This is a genomic window from Paraburkholderia sp. MM6662-R1 (genome assembly GCF_050436245.1).
In the GTDB taxonomy this organism is placed as follows: domain Bacteria; phylum Pseudomonadota; class Gammaproteobacteria; order Burkholderiales; family Burkholderiaceae; genus Paraburkholderia; species Paraburkholderia tuberum.
Genome location: NZ_JBNDLV010000004.1, coordinates 368,751 through 385,132, shown reverse-complemented (window position 1 = coordinate 385,132; position 16,382 = coordinate 368,751). Strand labels below are relative to the sequence as shown.

10 protein-coding genes and 3 pseudogenes are annotated in these 16,382 nt (G+C 59.9%); 7 read left to right on the top strand and 6 right to left on the bottom strand.

Annotated features, from left to right (window positions below; genetic code table 11):
* Nucleotides 1-64: 64 nt before the first annotated feature.
* The 3 genes from OKW39_RS31540 to OKW39_RS31530 form a co-directional block, all read right to left on the bottom strand.
* Complete coding sequence (locus OKW39_RS31540; RefSeq protein ID WP_187619027.1) at nucleotides 65-574, bottom strand: GNAT family N-acetyltransferase; 510 nt, start codon at nucleotides 572-574, stop codon at nucleotides 65-67.
* A 240-nt stretch (nucleotides 575-814) separates the two neighbouring features.
* Nucleotides 815-1,324, bottom strand: coding sequence for a GNAT family N-acetyltransferase (locus tag OKW39_RS31535; RefSeq protein WP_429564436.1), 510 nt, complete (start codon nucleotides 1,322-1,324; stop codon nucleotides 815-817).
* A 100-nt stretch (nucleotides 1,325-1,424) separates the two neighbouring features.
* On the bottom strand, nucleotides 1,425-1,997 hold the full coding sequence (locus OKW39_RS31530; protein WP_429333614.1) for a GNAT family N-acetyltransferase: 573 nt from the start codon (nucleotides 1,995-1,997) through the stop codon (nucleotides 1,425-1,427).
* Nucleotides 1,998-2,305: 308 nt separating this feature from the next.
* On the opposite strand from OKW39_RS31530, the gene OKW39_RS31525 reads away from it, so the two are divergent.
* The 3 genes from OKW39_RS31525 (at nucleotide 2,306) to OKW39_RS31515 (ending at nucleotide 5,342) form a co-directional block, all read left to right on the top strand.
* A complete protein-coding gene (locus tag OKW39_RS31525) occupies nucleotides 2,306-3,925 on the top strand; it encodes a methyl-accepting chemotaxis protein (RefSeq protein ID WP_429564435.1) in 1,620 nt (539 codons plus the stop codon).
* Between the two features lie 774 nt (nucleotides 3,926-4,699).
* Complete coding sequence (locus OKW39_RS31520) at nucleotides 4,700-4,969, top strand: hypothetical protein (RefSeq protein ID WP_090806748.1); 270 nt, start codon at nucleotides 4,700-4,702, stop codon at nucleotides 4,967-4,969.
* A 52-nt stretch (nucleotides 4,970-5,021) separates the two neighbouring features.
* Nucleotides 5,022-5,342 (top strand): hypothetical protein, encoded by a 321-nt coding sequence (locus OKW39_RS31515; protein ID WP_429564434.1) that lies wholly within the window; start codon nucleotides 5,022-5,024, stop codon nucleotides 5,340-5,342.
* Here the strand turns inward: OKW39_RS31515 and OKW39_RS31510 are convergent.
* Nucleotides 5,275-6,330 carry a LuxR C-terminal-related transcriptional regulator gene (locus tag OKW39_RS31510; protein WP_429564433.1) on the bottom strand — a complete coding sequence of 352 codons (1,056 nt, stop codon included), beginning with the start codon at nucleotides 6,328-6,330 and terminating at the stop codon, nucleotides 5,275-5,277. The genes OKW39_RS31515 and OKW39_RS31510 overlap by 68 nt on opposite strands.
* A gap of 1,207 nt (nucleotides 6,331-7,537) precedes the next feature.
* Between OKW39_RS31510 and OKW39_RS31505 the strand changes: the two genes are divergently transcribed.
* Nucleotides 7,538-8,788: an ABC transporter substrate-binding protein gene (locus OKW39_RS31505; protein ID WP_429333618.1), complete on the top strand. Its 1,251-nt coding sequence runs from the start codon at nucleotides 7,538-7,540 to the stop codon at nucleotides 8,786-8,788.
* A gap of 79 nt (nucleotides 8,789-8,867) precedes the next feature.
* Here the strand turns inward: OKW39_RS31505 and OKW39_RS31500 are convergent, their stop codons facing one another.
* Nucleotides 8,868-12,191, bottom strand: a complete 3,324-nt coding sequence (locus OKW39_RS31500) for an AAA family ATPase (RefSeq protein ID WP_429564432.1) — start codon at nucleotides 12,189-12,191, stop codon at nucleotides 8,868-8,870.
* A 315-nt stretch (nucleotides 12,192-12,506) separates the two neighbouring features.
* Between OKW39_RS31500 and OKW39_RS31495 the strand changes: the two are divergent.
* Nucleotides 12,507-12,995, top strand: a pseudogene (locus tag OKW39_RS31495) (transposase); the annotation flags it as partial.
* A 256-nt stretch (nucleotides 12,996-13,251) separates the two neighbouring features.
* Here the strand turns inward: OKW39_RS31495 and OKW39_RS31490 are convergent.
* Complete coding sequence (locus OKW39_RS31490) at nucleotides 13,252-14,568, bottom strand: IS701 family transposase (protein ID WP_429561931.1); 1,317 nt, start codon at nucleotides 14,566-14,568, stop codon at nucleotides 13,252-13,254.
* A gap of 368 nt (nucleotides 14,569-14,936) precedes the next feature.
* Between OKW39_RS31490 and OKW39_RS31485 the strand changes: the two are divergent.
* Together OKW39_RS31485 and OKW39_RS31480 are read left to right on the top strand one after the other, a co-directional pair.
* Nucleotides 14,937-15,993, top strand: a pseudogene (locus OKW39_RS31485) (Dyp-type peroxidase).
* A pseudogene (locus OKW39_RS31480) lies at nucleotides 15,986-16,371 on the top strand (family 1 encapsulin nanocompartment shell protein); the annotation flags it as partial. The pseudogenes OKW39_RS31485 and OKW39_RS31480, both read left to right, overlap by 8 nt.
* Nucleotides 16,372-16,382 lie beyond the last annotated feature (11 nt).

The window sequence follows — 16,382 nt, the reverse complement described above, 5'->3', positions numbered from 1 at the left end:
AAACAATTAATTGTCCACGATCTATGCACGAATATAGACTGACCGTTCGTGGCCGAGCATCGCCTCATGCGACTGGCATATCCCCAGCAATAGGCAGTTGCTTTCCCATCTCGAACGCACGAAGCTCGTAGCCAAGTTCCTGATACAAATCGACCGCCTGTTCATTAAACGCCCAAACGGTCAGCCTCATGTCGTTGGCACCGTTTTTTCGTGCCCACTCTTCAGCAAGTTTCATCAGCGTGCTCCCGACGCCGCGTCCCCGCAGTCGTTCCAAAACAGCGACTGAGCCAATGCGGCCAACGGTCAACGGTTGCAACAGTGGACTTGTCGGCTGCATCACTTGAACGGTGATAAAGCCGACCGCCGTGCTGCCATGCTCGGCGAGAAACATGGCTCGATCTTCTCCCTGAAGGCTAGATAGCCAGTGCGGCTTGTCTCGAGCGAACTCTTCAGTGGCGTTTGCATAGACGTCAGGGCGTGCCTGATGGTGGATCGCGTTCAAGATTTGACCCAACTCGCAAATTTTCAAAATGTCGTCCACGGTTGCGCGGCGATAGCTTATCGAGTCGGTCATCTTCAGCTCTTGATGGTGGGGAAATAAAAAAAGGCGCCTTAAGCGCCTTGGTCGTTTGCACATGGAATGGACCGTGAGGTCGAATTCCTTGCTATGGACGTAACGACCCACGGCGCAGCGGATAGCGACCGTGATGATGGTGGTGAGCCTTGCTCGGGACGTTACGAAGTTCCATGCTGTCAATATTGGCACAAAAACAACTTCTGCGCGGCACATTATTTTTTTGAGTGGCGGCTGTGTCTAACCGGGCATATCGGCCAGCAACGCCCATCGCTCGTGGTCGCGCCATTCGCCATTTATGCGGAGATAGCGAGGAGAAAAACCTTCCTGTTTAAAACCCAACCGCCGCACAAGTGCGATCGACGCGATATTCCCTGGTTGAATATTTGCCTCCACCCGATGCAATTTAAGTTCGCTGAAAGCATAGATCACAGCTGCCCGTACCGCGTCCGTCATCAACCCTGCCCGGGCGAAGTTCGACATTCCGTAATACCCGAGATAGGCGCTGCGAAAAGCGCCCATTACTATTTCGTTAATGTTCACCACACCGGCAATTTGAATCGATGCCACTTCACGCGCAATGAGGCCGACGTTCGACCCGGTGAGACCACCTGAAAACCAGTTATCGAAGCCCGTTTGATCGGTAAAGGATGTGACCCAAGGCAGGTGATAGTCCTGACTTGCTGAGTTTGCGGCGATCAAATCGGCGGCGTCGGCACGGATCACTCGGCTTAGCTGAATGCCACTCATGATGCTCCATCGTATAGGCGTGTGCAGGGCTTGAATTGTCGCCGATCCAACAGAGATGGATCAATCTCCAGAGTTGGCCGAACAGGGTCCGACACGTGTCTCAGTCGTCTAGCTCAATGCGATAACGAAGAGTTTCCGCGAATCCATAGGCGGCGGTCTTTTTGAACCGGTCAGTCAGGACACCACTGCATGCTGCGATCACCCGCTGTGAGGCTATATTTTCAGGATCAACCGTTAGTTCCACGTAGGGCAAGCCTTGCAGCCTCGCTTCGCCAAGCATCAAATTGAGCGCCTGCTTGGCGTAGCCGTTGCCTCGCTTCCACGGCACGACTGAGAAGCCGATATGTCCGAGCACATACGGCGGCAATTCGGCAGATGCAGCCTGCCAACGAAATCCGATCGCACCGCTAACATCGCCGTCCCAAATCCATCGGATGATGCTTGGAAGACGGGCAACGGTCGAGCCATCGGGCAAAGGAATCGGGCCGCCTGATGCTGTCGGATCATCCAGCCCGTCGACGAATGCCTCTGCGTTCAACTCGATGGCATTCAACTGTTCGCGCGCAGCGACCTCCTTACGAACATTGTCAGGTGACCATCCCGCCTCAAGGGCCGAAACGTAGCTTGCCAGCAACGCAGTCGTAGGCCTCAAGAGTTCGATCTCAGTTGTCATTTTTCTTCGCCTCAGGAGGAATGATTGACAACAGTTTAAGCGGCGGCGTCGAGTGTCTCAAGGTGGCCGGCTGGTGCCTGATGACGCTCCGTGGGAGCCGACGCACAAGGGCCCTCCGATACGCCTTGGCAAGGTGGTAACCGAGGGTTTCACGGGATGAAACTTTCGCTCGTATCCGCCGATAACTCGAGCAGGAACCATCTGGATGGCCCCCGGACAGTCCGCCGGCGCCACACGGCGCGCCCATACACATGCCACTTCGCACGGCAGCCCTGCGCGGTTTCCATTCATTTGCACGAGGACTCAGGATGCACAAGCTCAGTTTTACGCAGAAGCTTTGGCTGCCGTTGATCATCAGCCTCGTCGCGTTGCTCGCCGTCTCCGTATCGGCGGCGTGGCAGTCGCGCGAGACGCGCATCGAAGAACGTAAGCACGACCTCACGAACATCGCGCACGTCGGACTCAGCATCGTGACGGAGTATGCGGCGCTGGCGCAAAGCGGCGCGTTGCCGGAGGCGGATGCCCGCAAGCAGGCACTCGAACGCCTGCGCGGCGTCCGCTACGGCGAAGACGGCTACTTCCTCGTGATCAATTCGAAGCCGCAGATGGTGATGCATCCGATCAAGCCGGCACTCGAAAGCAAGGATCTCGCGGGCAGCGCCGATGCCGACGGCCGTCACCATTACGTGACGTTCGCGTCGACCGCACAGGCGCCGGACGGCGGCTTCGTCGACTACGTGTTCCCGCATTCAGGCGCGGCGTCGACACAGGCGGTCGGCAAGATCGGCTACGTGGTGCGCTATGCGCCGTGGGATTGGATCATCGCAACCGGCGCCTATGTTGACGACATCGACGCTGCGTTCATGGCGTCGTTGTGGCTGATCGGCGCGATCTTCGTGGCCGTGTCCGCGGTCCTCGTGACGCTCGTCGCGGTGACGAACCGCAGCATCGCGCGCATGGTCGGCGGCGATCCGGCCTATGCGGCGAACGTGGCGGACGCGATCGCATCGGGCGACCTGACGGTGGCGATCCGCACGCGCAACGGCGACACGTCGAGCCTCCTACACGTAATGCAGCGGATGCGCGACGCGCTGACGGGTACCATCTGCCAGATCAAGCATGCGTCCGACAACGTCGCGTGCGGCGCGAACGAGATCGCGAACGGCAACGCGGACCTGTCGTCGCGCACCGAGAGCCAGGCGGCGTCGTTGCAGGAAACGGCGTCGAGCATGGAGCAGATGACGGCGATGGTCCGCCAGACTGCAGACAACGCGCGCACTGCCAGCGAGCTTGCGGCCGGCGCCGCGAAAATCGCGAACCGCGGCGGCGACATGGTCACGCAGGCCGTCGCGGCGATGAAGGGGATCTCGAACGAATCGGGTCGCATGGTCGAGATCATCGCGACGATCGAGGGCATCGCATTCCAGACCAACATCCTCGCGCTGAATGCTGCGGTTGAGGCAGCACGCGCGGGCGAGCAAGGCCGCGGCTTCGCAGTCGTCGCGAGCGAGGTGCGCAGCCTCGCGCAGCGTAGCGCGACCGCGGCGAAGGAAATTCGCGAGCTGATCAGTCATGCGGTGGGCAGCGTCGGCAGTGGTGCAACGCTGGTCGAAAACACCGGCTCGACGATTGACGAAGCGCGCGACGCGATCATGCGTGTGACCGGTGTCGTGCAGGAAATCGCTGCGGCCGCGGCGGAACAGAGCGCTGGCATCGACCAGGTGAATCTCGCGGTCACGCAGATGGACAGCATGACGCAGCAGAACGCGGCGCTCGTCGAGCAGGCGGCGGCCGCGGCACAGTCGCTGAAGGAGCAGGCGATGAGTCTGCAACGCGCGGCCGCGGCGTTTCAGGTGGGCGACGCTGACGCTAACGGTGGTGCACAGCTCGCGCCGGCTTCGGCGCAGCACCGCGCAGTGTTCGCGTAAGGACGCGCACCGCAATCTCGCGGCGAACCTCGCGTTTCATGGCACGTCTGCGCGTTTTTTTGGACCGTCATCTTGCCACCCGGAGCGGCCGTTCGGATTGGCGCAACTTCAATGACTGCTTCCGGGGTGCGACTGCCCGCCGTATCGCCAGGTTTGCGCGTGCAACATCACCGGCGGCCGACAGTGGGACGACTTCCCGATCAACCCAGCCGTAGGCATCGCATACGTGACCACATATCGCGAGAACACGATCCGAACGCGTGGGCCTCGAGCACGACGGTAATCGCAACGGCAGAACGGTGATCGCGGGAGAGCCTTTCACACCGGCAATCGCCGGTCCTTCAGCGGGCGCCTAGGGGCGTGCGTCGGGTGACTATGGATGCATCGCCGACATCACGGCCGATGGTGGAACCTCCGGACCGCCCGACAGCGTATTTCGTACCGCAAAGCAGCTGCCGGGTCGAGTTGCCAAGGCTCGCGTAGGGCGGCAGCGGCGTTCGACTGGCTTTGATGAGAGCAGTTGCGACACACTCGCGCACCACCGCGCCAGTTTCTCCATTGCCGCCTATTACCAAAGTGATATAGCGGCAGCGAGGCTCGGAAATCATACTGGCTCCGACCTGCCGCACACACGAGCTCGCTGCACAGTTTCCGATGTTTTTCCAGCTTGCAAGCAAGTGCGGCCGGTAGCCCCTGCAAGGGGCAGCGCCGGCGCTCGCCTCTACACGTCGCGACGGCGCGTTGCGTCCACATTCTTTTTTGACGGAGACTCCTATGAAAACAGTGTTACTCGTCGCGGGTGGGCTATTGTGCGCGTGCGCCTGGCACGCCAGCGCGCAAAACATCACTGCAAATCCAACGACCGCAGCACAGCCTGACGCGATGAATTCGGAAGGTCCCGACCCTTCGGGAAGCTCGATGTCCGGCGGACATAGCGTGGGTGACGGAAAGACCCGCGCCGAAGTCTATCAAGACCTCGTGCACTCGCAGCAGAACGGCGAGGCAGCGCGGTTGCAGGAACTCTTCAAAGGTAGTGGCAAGTGAACCTGCCTGGAGCGGGCAAACTGCGGCTCCGGAGAAAGGAGGGAAAACCAAAATGGCGTCTTTCGACGAACCGTCGATTCTCTCCGAGTACAACCGCGGGGAGAAGCTGGTTGCCGGCATCGTGCTCGCCGTCGTCACGTTCTGGCTGTTCGCCCAGACGACCTTGAACGTGCAGCAGTCCATGTGGGCGGATCTGCAAATCGACGACGGCCTCAGTGACATCGCCGTCAGCATCACCGCCCACTTTTCTGGCGTTTTCATCGTCGTCGCAGGCTGGCTGGCGGACAGGGTCGGCCGCGTGAAAATCAATCAAGGGAGCGTCGCGCATTGTCCTGCTTCGAGCGTAGTTTGTCGGCCTCCAGTCTGCGCGTGACTAGATGGATCAGGTAAGTCGCAAACTCGGGATCCTGATAGTACATCCGCATTGCATCGGCCGCGGAAACCGTCAGCAACTCGCATTCACTCTTGCAACAGGCCGTCCAGGTGCGGCGATGGTCCGGCGAGAAAAGTCCGATCTCTCCGAGGATCGTGCCAGCGCCAATATCGACTCCGATCTCCTGAAGGCTGACCGTCCCGCGCAACACATAGTAGAGCGCGTCGCTTGGCGCATCCTTGCGAAACAGCACGTCTCCGCGTTTGAAGCGACGGGGAGGCAAATCAGAGAGGAGCCGCTTGATGGCGAGCTGCGCATCGAGCGCCTGATGAAGCTGTGCATCGCCGACCTGATCGAGCCGCGCGGCCGCGATGCTGGCCTGCCTGCGACTCTCGACCTTGAGCGCTTTATACACCGTATAGAGATGCACCTTTACTGTCCCTTCCGCGATATTGAGTTGCCTCGCGATCGACTTGTTCGACTCGCCGCGCGCCGCGAGGGCCAGTACTTCGATCTGGCGTGGCGTCAGCATGCGGTTGTTCATCGCAGGGTCGGGAACCACGCGCGAATCCGTGGTTGCGCCACGCGAAGCTTGCGTGTGCTCTATTGCAGAGAACGTTGCCGGCAGGTATGCCGCGCCAGCAAGCACCACCTGTAGCGCGTCGCGCAACGCTTGCGCGGACTGCGACTTGTTCAGGCAGCGCGCCACACCGGCAGCCATGAAGGAGTCGATAGTCTGCTGACCGATCTCGCTCAGCAATGCGAGCGCTGGCAAATGCGGGAAGACGCGCCGCAATGCGCTCAGCACATCGAGTGCTTCGTTTTGATGGTCGCCATCCAGTATCAGCAGGTCTGCGCGGGTCCAGTCTTCGAAAGCGGTGATCCGATAGTCCGCACATGTCACCTCGATACACTCTTCGAAGTCGCGGACTAGGCGTGCAACGCCCTCGCGGAACAAACCGGTCGGTGCGATGAGGATGATATGCATATGCGTCACTTCTTGCGTCGATATCGTTCGCCGCGAATGCGAGCGCGTACTGCTCGAGTCCGAGACGCTGGAGCCATTGCGCGATGTCCATATTCGTGGCCTGCATTCGATGCCAGCCGGCACACGCGAGCTTGCCGCACCGGTTTGGCTCCGGCGCGACGCGATGCGATTCGCAAACGTCAGACAAAAATCGGGCGCACCGCTCGCCAATGCAATCGGCCCCAGCTTGGCACTGAACCGGGCCGATGAATACCCAGTGTAGGCGTACAACTCGCACGGCGCATGATGTTCGACGGCGTTTCGAGTCACGACGGGTACTGGGCAGCGCGTCCCACCTCTCCCTCGCTTTTTTCGCGGAATTCATGTGAAGCCGGGCCAGACCGTCTCCGATATCCCGCTCCGTTCGCGCTTCGCGGGCCAATTCGATTCTCCAGAGCCTGCGTGAGCGGCTCGCCGCGAGTCATCCGGTGCCGGTCCGTTTCATCGTGCTCGATTTTGCATCGACTCAGGGCATGGACGCGTAGGTATCGATCAGCTTCGTCAAGCTAAGTCAGCTAAGCGCAGCGAAGAACGCGGACCTAATGCCGACTGCGCTGACGCCGTGTTCACGCGACCTGCTCACGAAAACCGGGACACTTAAGCTCCGGATTCGTGAATTCGTTTCGCTCGACGTGGGTCTGGAGTAGGTCGAAGACGAGTTGCGCTCGGCGAACTCGCGTGCGACAGGGCACGGCTACGACTTTCGCGCGATGCTCGCGCGGCATTTCACGACCAGCGGGTTGAGCATGCTGCCGGTCGATGATGGACGGTCGGTCCGGCCGCGCAACGGGTTCATCGGTTTTTCGTCAAGATCATCGCTGCTCGACTTGCCTTCGCGTTGATGAGGCATTGCGTGCGGCGTTGTGAACGGTTTGCGCATCGTGGGCGCCTTCCTGCTCAGTGAATGAACGGCGACATACGTGAACGACCAACAAACGCTCAATAGAAGGGGCGCCGCTTTGACACGTAGGCGAACGTGTCATGTCCCGCCCCCTTGCTGTCGTCCGACTCCGCGCGACCAAAGCGGCGACGTGTCGCACGTCTGCCGGTGTTCCTTGCCGTTTTGTCCCACGCGGGAAAATGGCGGACGCCGCGTGCTGGCTCGGCCTATCCTATGGAAGGAGCGCTCCCGCCTGTCGGGCAAGGGCGCGCCAGCGGGAGCGAATCCATGAGCAGGGTGAATCTCCGGCGCAAGCAAGTCCTTGTGTCTTTCGCGCTACCCACGATCATCGTAGCGTTTGCGTTTTCAGGTATTGCAGTAACGGCGCACGCCGACACGGTTCGGATTACCGTCTCGCACTACAGTGACGCGACTGGCCCATACTTCAACAAGATGGCTCACGAGTTCGAGAAAGCTACCCCTGGTACGACAATCAAGATCGAAGAAGTAAACTGGGATGCGCTGCAACAGAAGCTCCAGACCGACATCATGGGCGGCGCGAACTCGGACCTCGCGATTGTCGCTACCCGTTGGTTGCTGGATTTCGTTCACGACGACGTCGCTGAGCCCCTTGATGGCTACATGGACGCCAGCTTCAGGGATCGCTTCATTGGCCAGATCCTGGCGCCGGGCGAAATCAAAGGCAAGGTGTATGGCTTGCCGCTCGCTGCTTCAACACGCGCGCTGTACTACAACAAGGATCTGCTCGCGAAAGCTGGCTATCCGAATGGCCCGAAGACCTGGAACGACGTAATCGATGCGTCGAAGAAGCTGAAAGCGATGCATATCGCCGGCTTTGGTCTTCAAGGCAAAGAGATCGAGACAGATGTCTACTTCTACTATGGACTCTGGAGTTACGGCGGAGATGTGATCGGCAAGGACGGCAAGGCTGCTTTCAATTCGCAGGCTGGTGTGAAAGCCGCAACGCTGTACAAAACGATGATAGACGACGGTCTGACCGAACCGGGAGTCACCGGCTATAACCGTGAAGGCGTTCAGAACCTGTTCAAGCAGGGCCGTGTGGCGATGGTTATCTCCTTGCCTTTCCTGTCGAAACAAATCGCGAAGGAGGTGCCAAATCTCAAGTACGGCATTGGTCCCATTCCGATGGGAACGACGCAGGCCACTTATGCGGTGACAGATTCGATCATGATGTTCAAGAACTCCAAGGTCAAGAAGAGCGCCTGGAAGTTTCTCGACTTCCTCTTCACAAAGAGCCCGCGCGTCGAATTCTCGAAGACGGAAGGCTTCCTGCCCACGACGAAGGCCGAAGCAAGCGATCCGGCACTCAATGGCCCAGACACCAAGGCGTTCATCGCACTGTTGCCGAACGCACGGTTCGCACCGACTGTCACTGGGTGGGAATACACCGCGAAAGTCGTGTCGGATGCCATGCAGTCCGTCTACCTGGGAAAAGCTCAACCCGCCGCGGCATTGAATGCGGCAGCCGAAAAGGCAAACCGGTCGCTGGGTAAGTAAGGCGACTGGGGTAATTGAGATCTGATGCAGACCGGCGCGCAAGCGGCTCTCGGCAAACCGGGGCGAGGTGAGACGATGTTCAGCCAGTCAATGGTTTGATGCCCATTTCCCGGCAAAGCGATGCGGCGTCTGCTGCACTTCTCTCGCCCAAAGCTTTATCTCCGCCCATCTTTTGCAGCCAAGACAGGCCATATAGGCACTGTGCTTGCAAAGGACGCATTCCGAGGTCGTGGGCGATCATCAACGCCATGCGATAGTGATTGTGAGCTTCCTCAATCCGAGGTGCGGTAGCGTTGCCATCCGAGACAAGATCTCCCAACAGGCACCCGGCCCAGGCCTCGTTGCCTCGTTCGCCGGAGGCTCGTGCCAGGTCAATGGCATGATGTGCATGAGCAAGGGCTTCATCCTCTCGACCAGCGAGCTGGCACACTCGACCGAAAATCGAGAGCACGAGCGAATGTCCGAACGTTAAATTGCTCGCCGCTGCCTGGCGAACTGCCTCGTTCAGAAGAACCAGTGCCTCCTTGGTCCGGCCCAGCGAGCCATACGCCGCCCCCAGACAGGAGGCTATTCGGGGAACGTAGTATGGAAACTCAGCCTTGCACATGGCCAATGCGGGCTCAAGTGTCTCGACAGCAACGTCGAGATTGCCTTGAACAAGGTGCATCCGTCCGACACCGTGGCCAGCAAAGATCAGTTGCTCTGGCTCATTTATCCCTCGGGCCATGTCCATCGCCTCCTGTCCAAGGGCAGCAGCCTCGTCGAACCGGCCAAGTTCGGCAAGACACAGCACCAGCCAGATACGAGCGTTGACGCGCGTGTATTTCACGTAAGTCTCATCGGGTCCGAGGCCGTGGCCATGGCCTTCATGTAGGAGTGCCAGCGCCTGCCGAGCATGCACCATCGCGCGCTCATAGTTTCCGCAGCCATACCGTGATCGTGCCAGCATCATGGTCGCCCAAGCCTTCGCATCGGGGTCGCTTCGCCGCTCCGTCAACGCGAGGGCGCGTTCCCCTGCCTCGACGGCGCCGACCGAATCGCCTAGCGAACCGAGCGCGAACGCCAGCCTTGATAGAACACGCGATAGGCGTACCTCGTCACCAAGCCCTTCGGCAAGATCTTTCGCGTTCTCCAGATTCGCGCGGTTCCGTGTCACTTCTCCGAGCGCATGCAGGGAGTGGCTAAGATCCCATCGGATGTCGATGATTTCTCCGAGTGTGTCGGCCGAGGACGGCAGGACCGCAAGGGCAGTCAGGGCTTTCTCGAACAAGACCGACGCCTCCCGATGTGCGGCGCGTTTTGCAGTATTGTGACCGGCACGCAGCCACAGCCGGGCTGCCTTTTCAGTCAATCCGGCCTGGGCGCAGTGTTCAGCCAGGATTTCCGGTCGTTGCTCCGCTACGTCAGAAAAATGATTCTCGAGCTCCATTGCGATGCGGGCATGCAGTTGCTGTCGCCGGTCCCGCAGCAGGGAGCTGTACGCGGCATCTTGCACCAGGGCGTGCTTGAAGGTGTATTCCGCATCCGGTGGTGCCCCGTGCCGGAACACCAGTTCGGCACCGACGAGATGGTCCAATGCGTCGTCCAGGCGCTCCGTGGGCATCGACGCGACCGCGCTGATGAGCTCATAGGAAAATTGCCGGCCAATTGCAGCGCCGATTTGTGCTACATCCCGCACCGGGGCCAGGCGATCGAGCCGCGCCATCAGCGAAGCGTGCAGCGTCATCGGGATCGCCAGTGGCGGCAGCGGACGATCGAGGACGTAGCGCCCGTTCTGCTCGCGCAGTACGCCGCTCTCGAGCACTGTCTTGGTCAGTTCTTCGACAAATAGCGGTATTCCATCCGTATGCTCGATGATCCGGTCTGTAATCTCTTTCGGCAGTGCCTTGCCAAGGGTTATCCGCTCGATCATCTCGGCTTGCTGCCGAGGGTGCAGACGATTGAGAGTAAGGAGCGTCACCTCTGAGCGGCCGATCCACCGAGATACGAACTCAGGCCGGAACGTGACAATCAGCAGGACAGGCAGGGTTGCAATACGATCGACAAGATGGTCCAGCGCTTCGAGCGAGCTGGGATCGGCCCAATGCACATCTTCGAACAAAATCAGCAGCGGGTGGCGCATTGCCAGGCCCTTGATCTGCGCAACAATCGTGCTAAGGGTCCTATCTTTGTACTGCTGCGGCGTAAGATTCAGTGTTGGATATCGATCTTCCGTCGGAATCGATAGCAACGCCGCCACCAGCGGAACAGCTTCGCCCAGATTGTCGCCTGCGAACGCGAGCGCCGCCTCCAGTTTATCGAGGCGTTGTTCAGCCGTATCGTCGCGCCGCAGACCGGCCGCACGTTCGAGCTGGGAAATAAACGGGTAAAAGGCGCTTTCCTGATGGCGGCGCGAGCAGAAATACCGCAAGCGGTCGTGCGGCTCGAATTGAAGCCGCTCTTCAAGAGAGGTGGTCAGCCGCGACTTTCCGATACCCGGCTCGCCTGCAAGCAGCACAACCTGCCCCTCACCATTCTTCGCCCGCTGCCATCGGCGAAGCAACAACTCGATTTCTTCGTCGCGTCCGACGATCGGCGTCAACGTGGTCGCGTGCAGCGCCTCGAAGCGGCTTTCGACCCCGCTGGGGCCGAGTACTTGCCAAACCCGCACCGATTCGTCAAAACCCTTCACGGTCACGAGGCCCATGTCGCGGTAGTCAAACAGCCCAGCCGTCAGCCGCTGCGTGCTCGTAGAAATCACCACTGTTCCGGCTTCGGCCAACGTCTGCAGCCGGGCAGCGAGATTGGGTGTCTCACCGACGACGCCAGGCTCCTGGGCTTCGCCCTCACCCGTCAGATCACCGACTACCACTACGCCGGTGGCAATCCCGATCCGCACCCGCAAACTTTCGTCGATCCCGAAATCGAGATTGCCGATGGTTCGCACCAGCGCCAGCCCAGCACGTACAGCCCGCTCGGCATCGTCCTCATGCGCTTGAGGATAACCAAAATAGGCCAGCACACCGTCACCCATGTACTGGGCAATGACGCCACCGGCCTTGGTAACTACATCCGCGCAACCCCGGTAATAAGCGGCGAGGATCTTCCGCATGTCTTCAGGATCGAGCCGCTTCGAGAGGGCAGTCGAGCCGACGAGATCGCAAAACACGACGGTGAGTTGGCGTCGGTCCGCGTCATCTCGTGGCAAGGGCGTGGCCACGGTTGGAGATATTGCAGCGGCGCTGTCGCCAAGCTGGTTAATTGCACGCAACATTTTGCGGCGATGGCCAAGCAAGACGCCAAGATCCTTGAGATCCTGGTCCGTCAGATCGCGGAGGACCGAGGGATCGATACCATTCTCGGCAAAGCTATGGACATACTCGGACAAGCCGAGTGATGCCAGCCACTCTTCAATGCTTCCCACCGTTTGTCTCCTGAAGACGGCTGCCTCATGCAAGGGTAGGAAAAATATTTGTTCCGCGCTTGTCGACAATCAGGGGGCCGGCCGGCTGCAACCAGACAGTATTGATTCAACTTGTCGTCCGGTGCGATTGACGCACGATTTATTCGGCTTCTGACGAATCCAGAACCGGCGGTAAGATCGTTTCCGTGGACCGTGCCCAAGCCTGCGTGTCAGATCTTCAAGCGGCGGCTGGGGCGCGGGACGTCCGGGATGGATCGCAGGTTCGCGTTCGCGTGGGCGCTCGACCGTGTCCCAGCGCGAGGGGCCGATATCTAGCTGTTTCGCAAGAGCAAAGGAACCGGTGCGATGCTTTGCTACATGGGCCATGTACTGACTGACAATCGGCACGGCCTGGTAGTCAACGCGCAGGTGACGCTGGCGACGGGCACCGCCGAGCGCGACTGCGCCGCGCAAATGCTTGCTGACGCCGCGAAGGTGGCCCCGGGCGGCATTACGGTCGGGGCAGACAAGAACTACGACACGGCCGGCTTTGTTGCCACCTGTCGAGCAAATCGCGTCACGCCTCATGTCGCGCAAAACGATGGGCGTCCAGGAGGCTCAGCGATTGACGAGCGAACCACGCGTTGGCCGGGTTACGCGGTCAGCCAGCAAAAACGTAAGCGGATTGAGCAGGTGTTCGGATGGGGCAAGACAGTCGGACGAATTCGACAGGCGATGTATCGAGGACTTGAACGCGTGGACCAGCTCTTCGTGCTGACGCAGGTCGGCTACAACCTGACGCGTATGCGCACACTTGCCCGTTGAGGGCCGGGATGCAGTGGATAACATCGATATGGTGAAACCGTTAGCAGCCTCGAACGCCCGGAAACGCGTTCCGCGTTTCAGAAGTGCGAACTCAGCATCCGTCGCAATGCACCTGAGTGCATCAACGACGGATATTTCAACAGCCTGCTAATCTTACTGTGTCACAAAATAAGTCGGGAATCTATCTGCCGCTCAGGAAGAGAGCCATCGTTGCATGAGCCGCATTCCAAGCAGGATACGCAACGTAGTAATGGAATCAGGAACGTGGCGTTGAGCGCGCTGGACTACCCCGGGGGATGTAATCCGGGGGAAGGGCAGGGAGCGCGCGTTCAAGGAAGTTTTTTTTATCGCGTCCATCTGATTGCATTCTGAGTCGCTGAGCCATCAGAAACCCATACGCAGCGATACTCAGTGTGGCGTGGTGGTGAAAGCCACGCCAGCCTCGCCCTTCGTAATGACCGAGCCCGAACTCCTGTTTCAGGTCCTGATAGTCGCGCTCGATGCGCCAGCGCATCTTGGTCACGAACACAAGCTGCTCAAGTGTCGCCTCCCCGGGGGCGGTAGTGAGAAAGTATTTGAGCGGCTCCGTATCGCCATCAGGCCATTCAACAAGCAGCCATTCTTCGTCGCGAACGGTGCTTCGCCAATAGTCGCGATGTGCGGGACGAACCCGTACAGCGGCAAAGCGAGACGAAAGTGCTGCGTTGCTGCCTTCGCGCCAGGTTACGGCTTGCCAGGCGTTCACGGGTAATTGCATGGCCAGTTCCTTCACGGCGATCGGTTCATGGCCAGGCGCACGGCGCAACAGCGCCGGTGGCCTGCCGCGCCCGCTCCAGGGTTTAGGAGGCAGCGGCGCCGTACCGGGTGCCCACACCGAGGTGCCCGGCCGGATCCCTACTGAATACAGCAAACCCAGTTCAGTTATCCCGTCCCGGAAAGCTGTTTCGTCGCCGTATCCGGCATCGGCCAGCACGATGCCCGGTGCAATGCCGGATGCCATAGCCTCGCGAAGCTGGGCCAGCGCAATCTGCGGCTTGGTCTCGAAAGCCAGATCGTCGGGAATGCCAGCGCGACGGGCACGTTCCCGGTCGTCAATCCATTCTTTGGGGACATACAGTTGCCAGGCAATCGGCAAACTGCCGCGTTGTGTCGCGATCGACAGGCTCACGGCGACCTGACAGTTATCCTGTTTGCCGAGCTGCCCGCAGTACTGACGTGCCACACCAACCGAATGACGTCCCTTCTTTGGAAAACCGGTGTCGTCGATAATCCAGTAGTAGCCGGTCTCTTCCGCAGCGTGCGCGTCTAACGCGGGCATCACCCATTCGCGTACCCGCTGCAATACCGCACAGTCAGACCAGTCTGCCTTGGCCACAAAGTGGTGGAGCGACTGGTGCGTCGCGCTCGCGTGAAGTGGATCAATGTGCGCGGCCATCGGTTCGACGCTCTTGCGTGACAAAGGCAGCACCAGCCCCGAACAGTAACCCTTCAGACCCGCAAGACGATCGGCGTGCCCTAGCGCCTGCCCCAGATGACTCAGATACGCGTCAAATTCGTCGACATCTTCTCTCATCGCGATCGCCCGAAGTCTGTATTATTCAATACTACCAGGCATCACCTTGCTGCAAATGAATTTTGTGACACAGTAAGACTAATGGTGTCGTGCCTGCTAATTTTCTACCGGGTGACCCATGGCCGCGGTGAAAGCAATAGAATCTGTCGGAAGCGCGTGCGCCGGTTTTGCCGCTTCGGGTCGTCCCGGTTTTAATGAACGAGATATTCCAACGTTCTTGCTTTAGGTCGGCCATGTGCGCACGGGGCGAGGCTTGCTTGGGTGACGAAATCCAGCATTATTTCGAGTCCATCGCGGTCCGCCGTTGCATGAATGCCGTCGTGACTCCTCGGGTGAGCGAGTCCTTGGCGTAATCAAATAAATTTCAGATGCCCAACAACGACACTCCCGAACCACAAGCCGTCTGTGATCCGATTTCCCGAAGTGCGATCTTCCTCACACTCACGGTAGCGCGCGGCGAAGGCCCAGCCGACACCGTGCGTGAATGGTGCGGCGACATTGCCGCGCTGGTCCGCGCGGTCGGCACGCGCGCGCCTACCGCTAACCTTTCTTGCGTGTGCGGCTTCGGTTCCGAAGCGTGGAATTTTCTTTTCGGCGCGCCGCGTCCCGCGTCGCTGCATCCTTTCATCGAGGTCGGATCGGGCGAGCGCCGCGCCATTGCCACACCCGGAGACATCCTGCTGCATATCCGCGCGGATCACATGGATCTATGCTTCGAGCTCGCGTCACAGTTGCTCATCAAACTGGGCGACGCCGTCACGGTCGTCGACGAGGTGCAAGGTTTTCGCTACTTCGACCTGCGCGACATGGTGGGCTTCGTCGACGGCACGGAGAACCCTTCAGGGAGAAGCGCCCCGAACCACACGATCATCGGCGAGGAGGATTCGGAATTCGCGGGCGGCAGCTATGTGATTGTGCAGAAGTACTTTCACAATATGGATGCATGGGATGGCCTGACGGTGGAGCAACAGGAAAAGATCATCGGGCGCAAGAAGCTGTCCGACGTCGAACTAGACGCGGCTGTGAAGCCCTCGTGCTCGCATAGCTCGCTCACGACCATCGATGAGAACGGCCAGGAGATCAAGATCCTGCGGCACAACATGGCCTTCGGCCGTCCTGGCGCAAAGGAGTTTGGGACATACTTCATCGGCTATGCGCGCACGCCCGCGCCGATCGAACAGATGATGGAAAACATGTTCGTCGGTCGCCCGCCGGGCAATTACGACCGATTGCTCGACTACAGCCGCGCAGTGACGGGCGGTCTCTTCTTCGTGCCGTCCGCCGATCTGCTCGACGCGCTCCCGGGCAGAGGCTCTGCGGCGGCGTCGACGTCATCTCAGCCGTCCAGCACCGCCATCAAATGAAACAAGCCGCAGGGGAACATTGAACATCGGCTCACTTAAAGGAACTTCACAATATGAATAACCTGCATCGCGAGCTTGCGCTGATTTCCGAGGACGCATGGGAACAGATGGAAGCCGAAGTGGCGCGCACCTTCAAGCGCTCCGTCGCGGGGCGGCGCGTCGTGGACGTGAAAAGCCCGGGCGGCGGGGCCCCGGCGGCCATCGGAACGGGGCACCAGACGAGCGTCGCGGCGCCGAGGAAAGGCGTGTCGGCGAAGCTCTGCGACGTCAAGCAATTGGTGCAGCTGAGCATGCCGTTCACGCTGCAGCGCGAGGCGACGATAGCGTGGAGCGCGGCTCGAACGACGGCGACTGGCAGCCCGCGAAGACCGCCGCGAGCGAGCCGGCACTCGTCGAGGACAGCGTAGTCTTCGAAGCTGCGGCTCGCGGGCGGGTTGTGTCGCGATAAGA

Excerpts from the sequence above, each read along its gene's own strand:
- OKW39_RS31510 (WP_429564433.1), bottom strand. The coding sequence starts at position 6,330 with ATGCATATCATCCTCATCGCACCGACCGGTTTGTTCCGCGAGGGCGTT.
- OKW39_RS31505 (WP_429333618.1), top strand. The coding sequence starts at position 7,538 with ATGAGCAGGGTGAATCTCCGGCGCAAGCAAGTCCTTGTGTCTTTCGCG.
- OKW39_RS31490 (WP_429561931.1), bottom strand. The coding sequence starts at position 14,568 with ATGAGAGAAGATGTCGACGAATTTGACGCGTATCTGAGTCATCTGGGG.
- OKW39_RS31520 (WP_090806748.1), top strand. The coding sequence starts at position 4,700 with ATGAAAACAGTGTTACTCGTCGCGGGTGGGCTATTGTGCGCGTGCGCC.
- OKW39_RS31540 (WP_187619027.1), bottom strand. The coding sequence starts at position 574 with ATGACCGACTCGATAAGCTATCGCCGCGCAACCGTGGACGACATTTTG.
- OKW39_RS31525 (WP_429564435.1), top strand. The coding sequence starts at position 2,306 with ATGCACAAGCTCAGTTTTACGCAGAAGCTTTGGCTGCCGTTGATCATC.
- OKW39_RS31535 (WP_429564436.1), bottom strand. The coding sequence starts at position 1,324 with ATGAGTGGCATTCAGCTAAGCCGAGTGATCCGTGCCGACGCCGCCGAT.
- OKW39_RS31515 (WP_429564434.1), top strand. The coding sequence starts at position 5,022 with ATGGCGTCTTTCGACGAACCGTCGATTCTCTCCGAGTACAACCGCGGG.
- OKW39_RS31530 (WP_429333614.1), bottom strand. The coding sequence starts at position 1,997 with ATGACAACTGAGATCGAACTCTTGAGGCCTACGACTGCGTTGCTGGCA.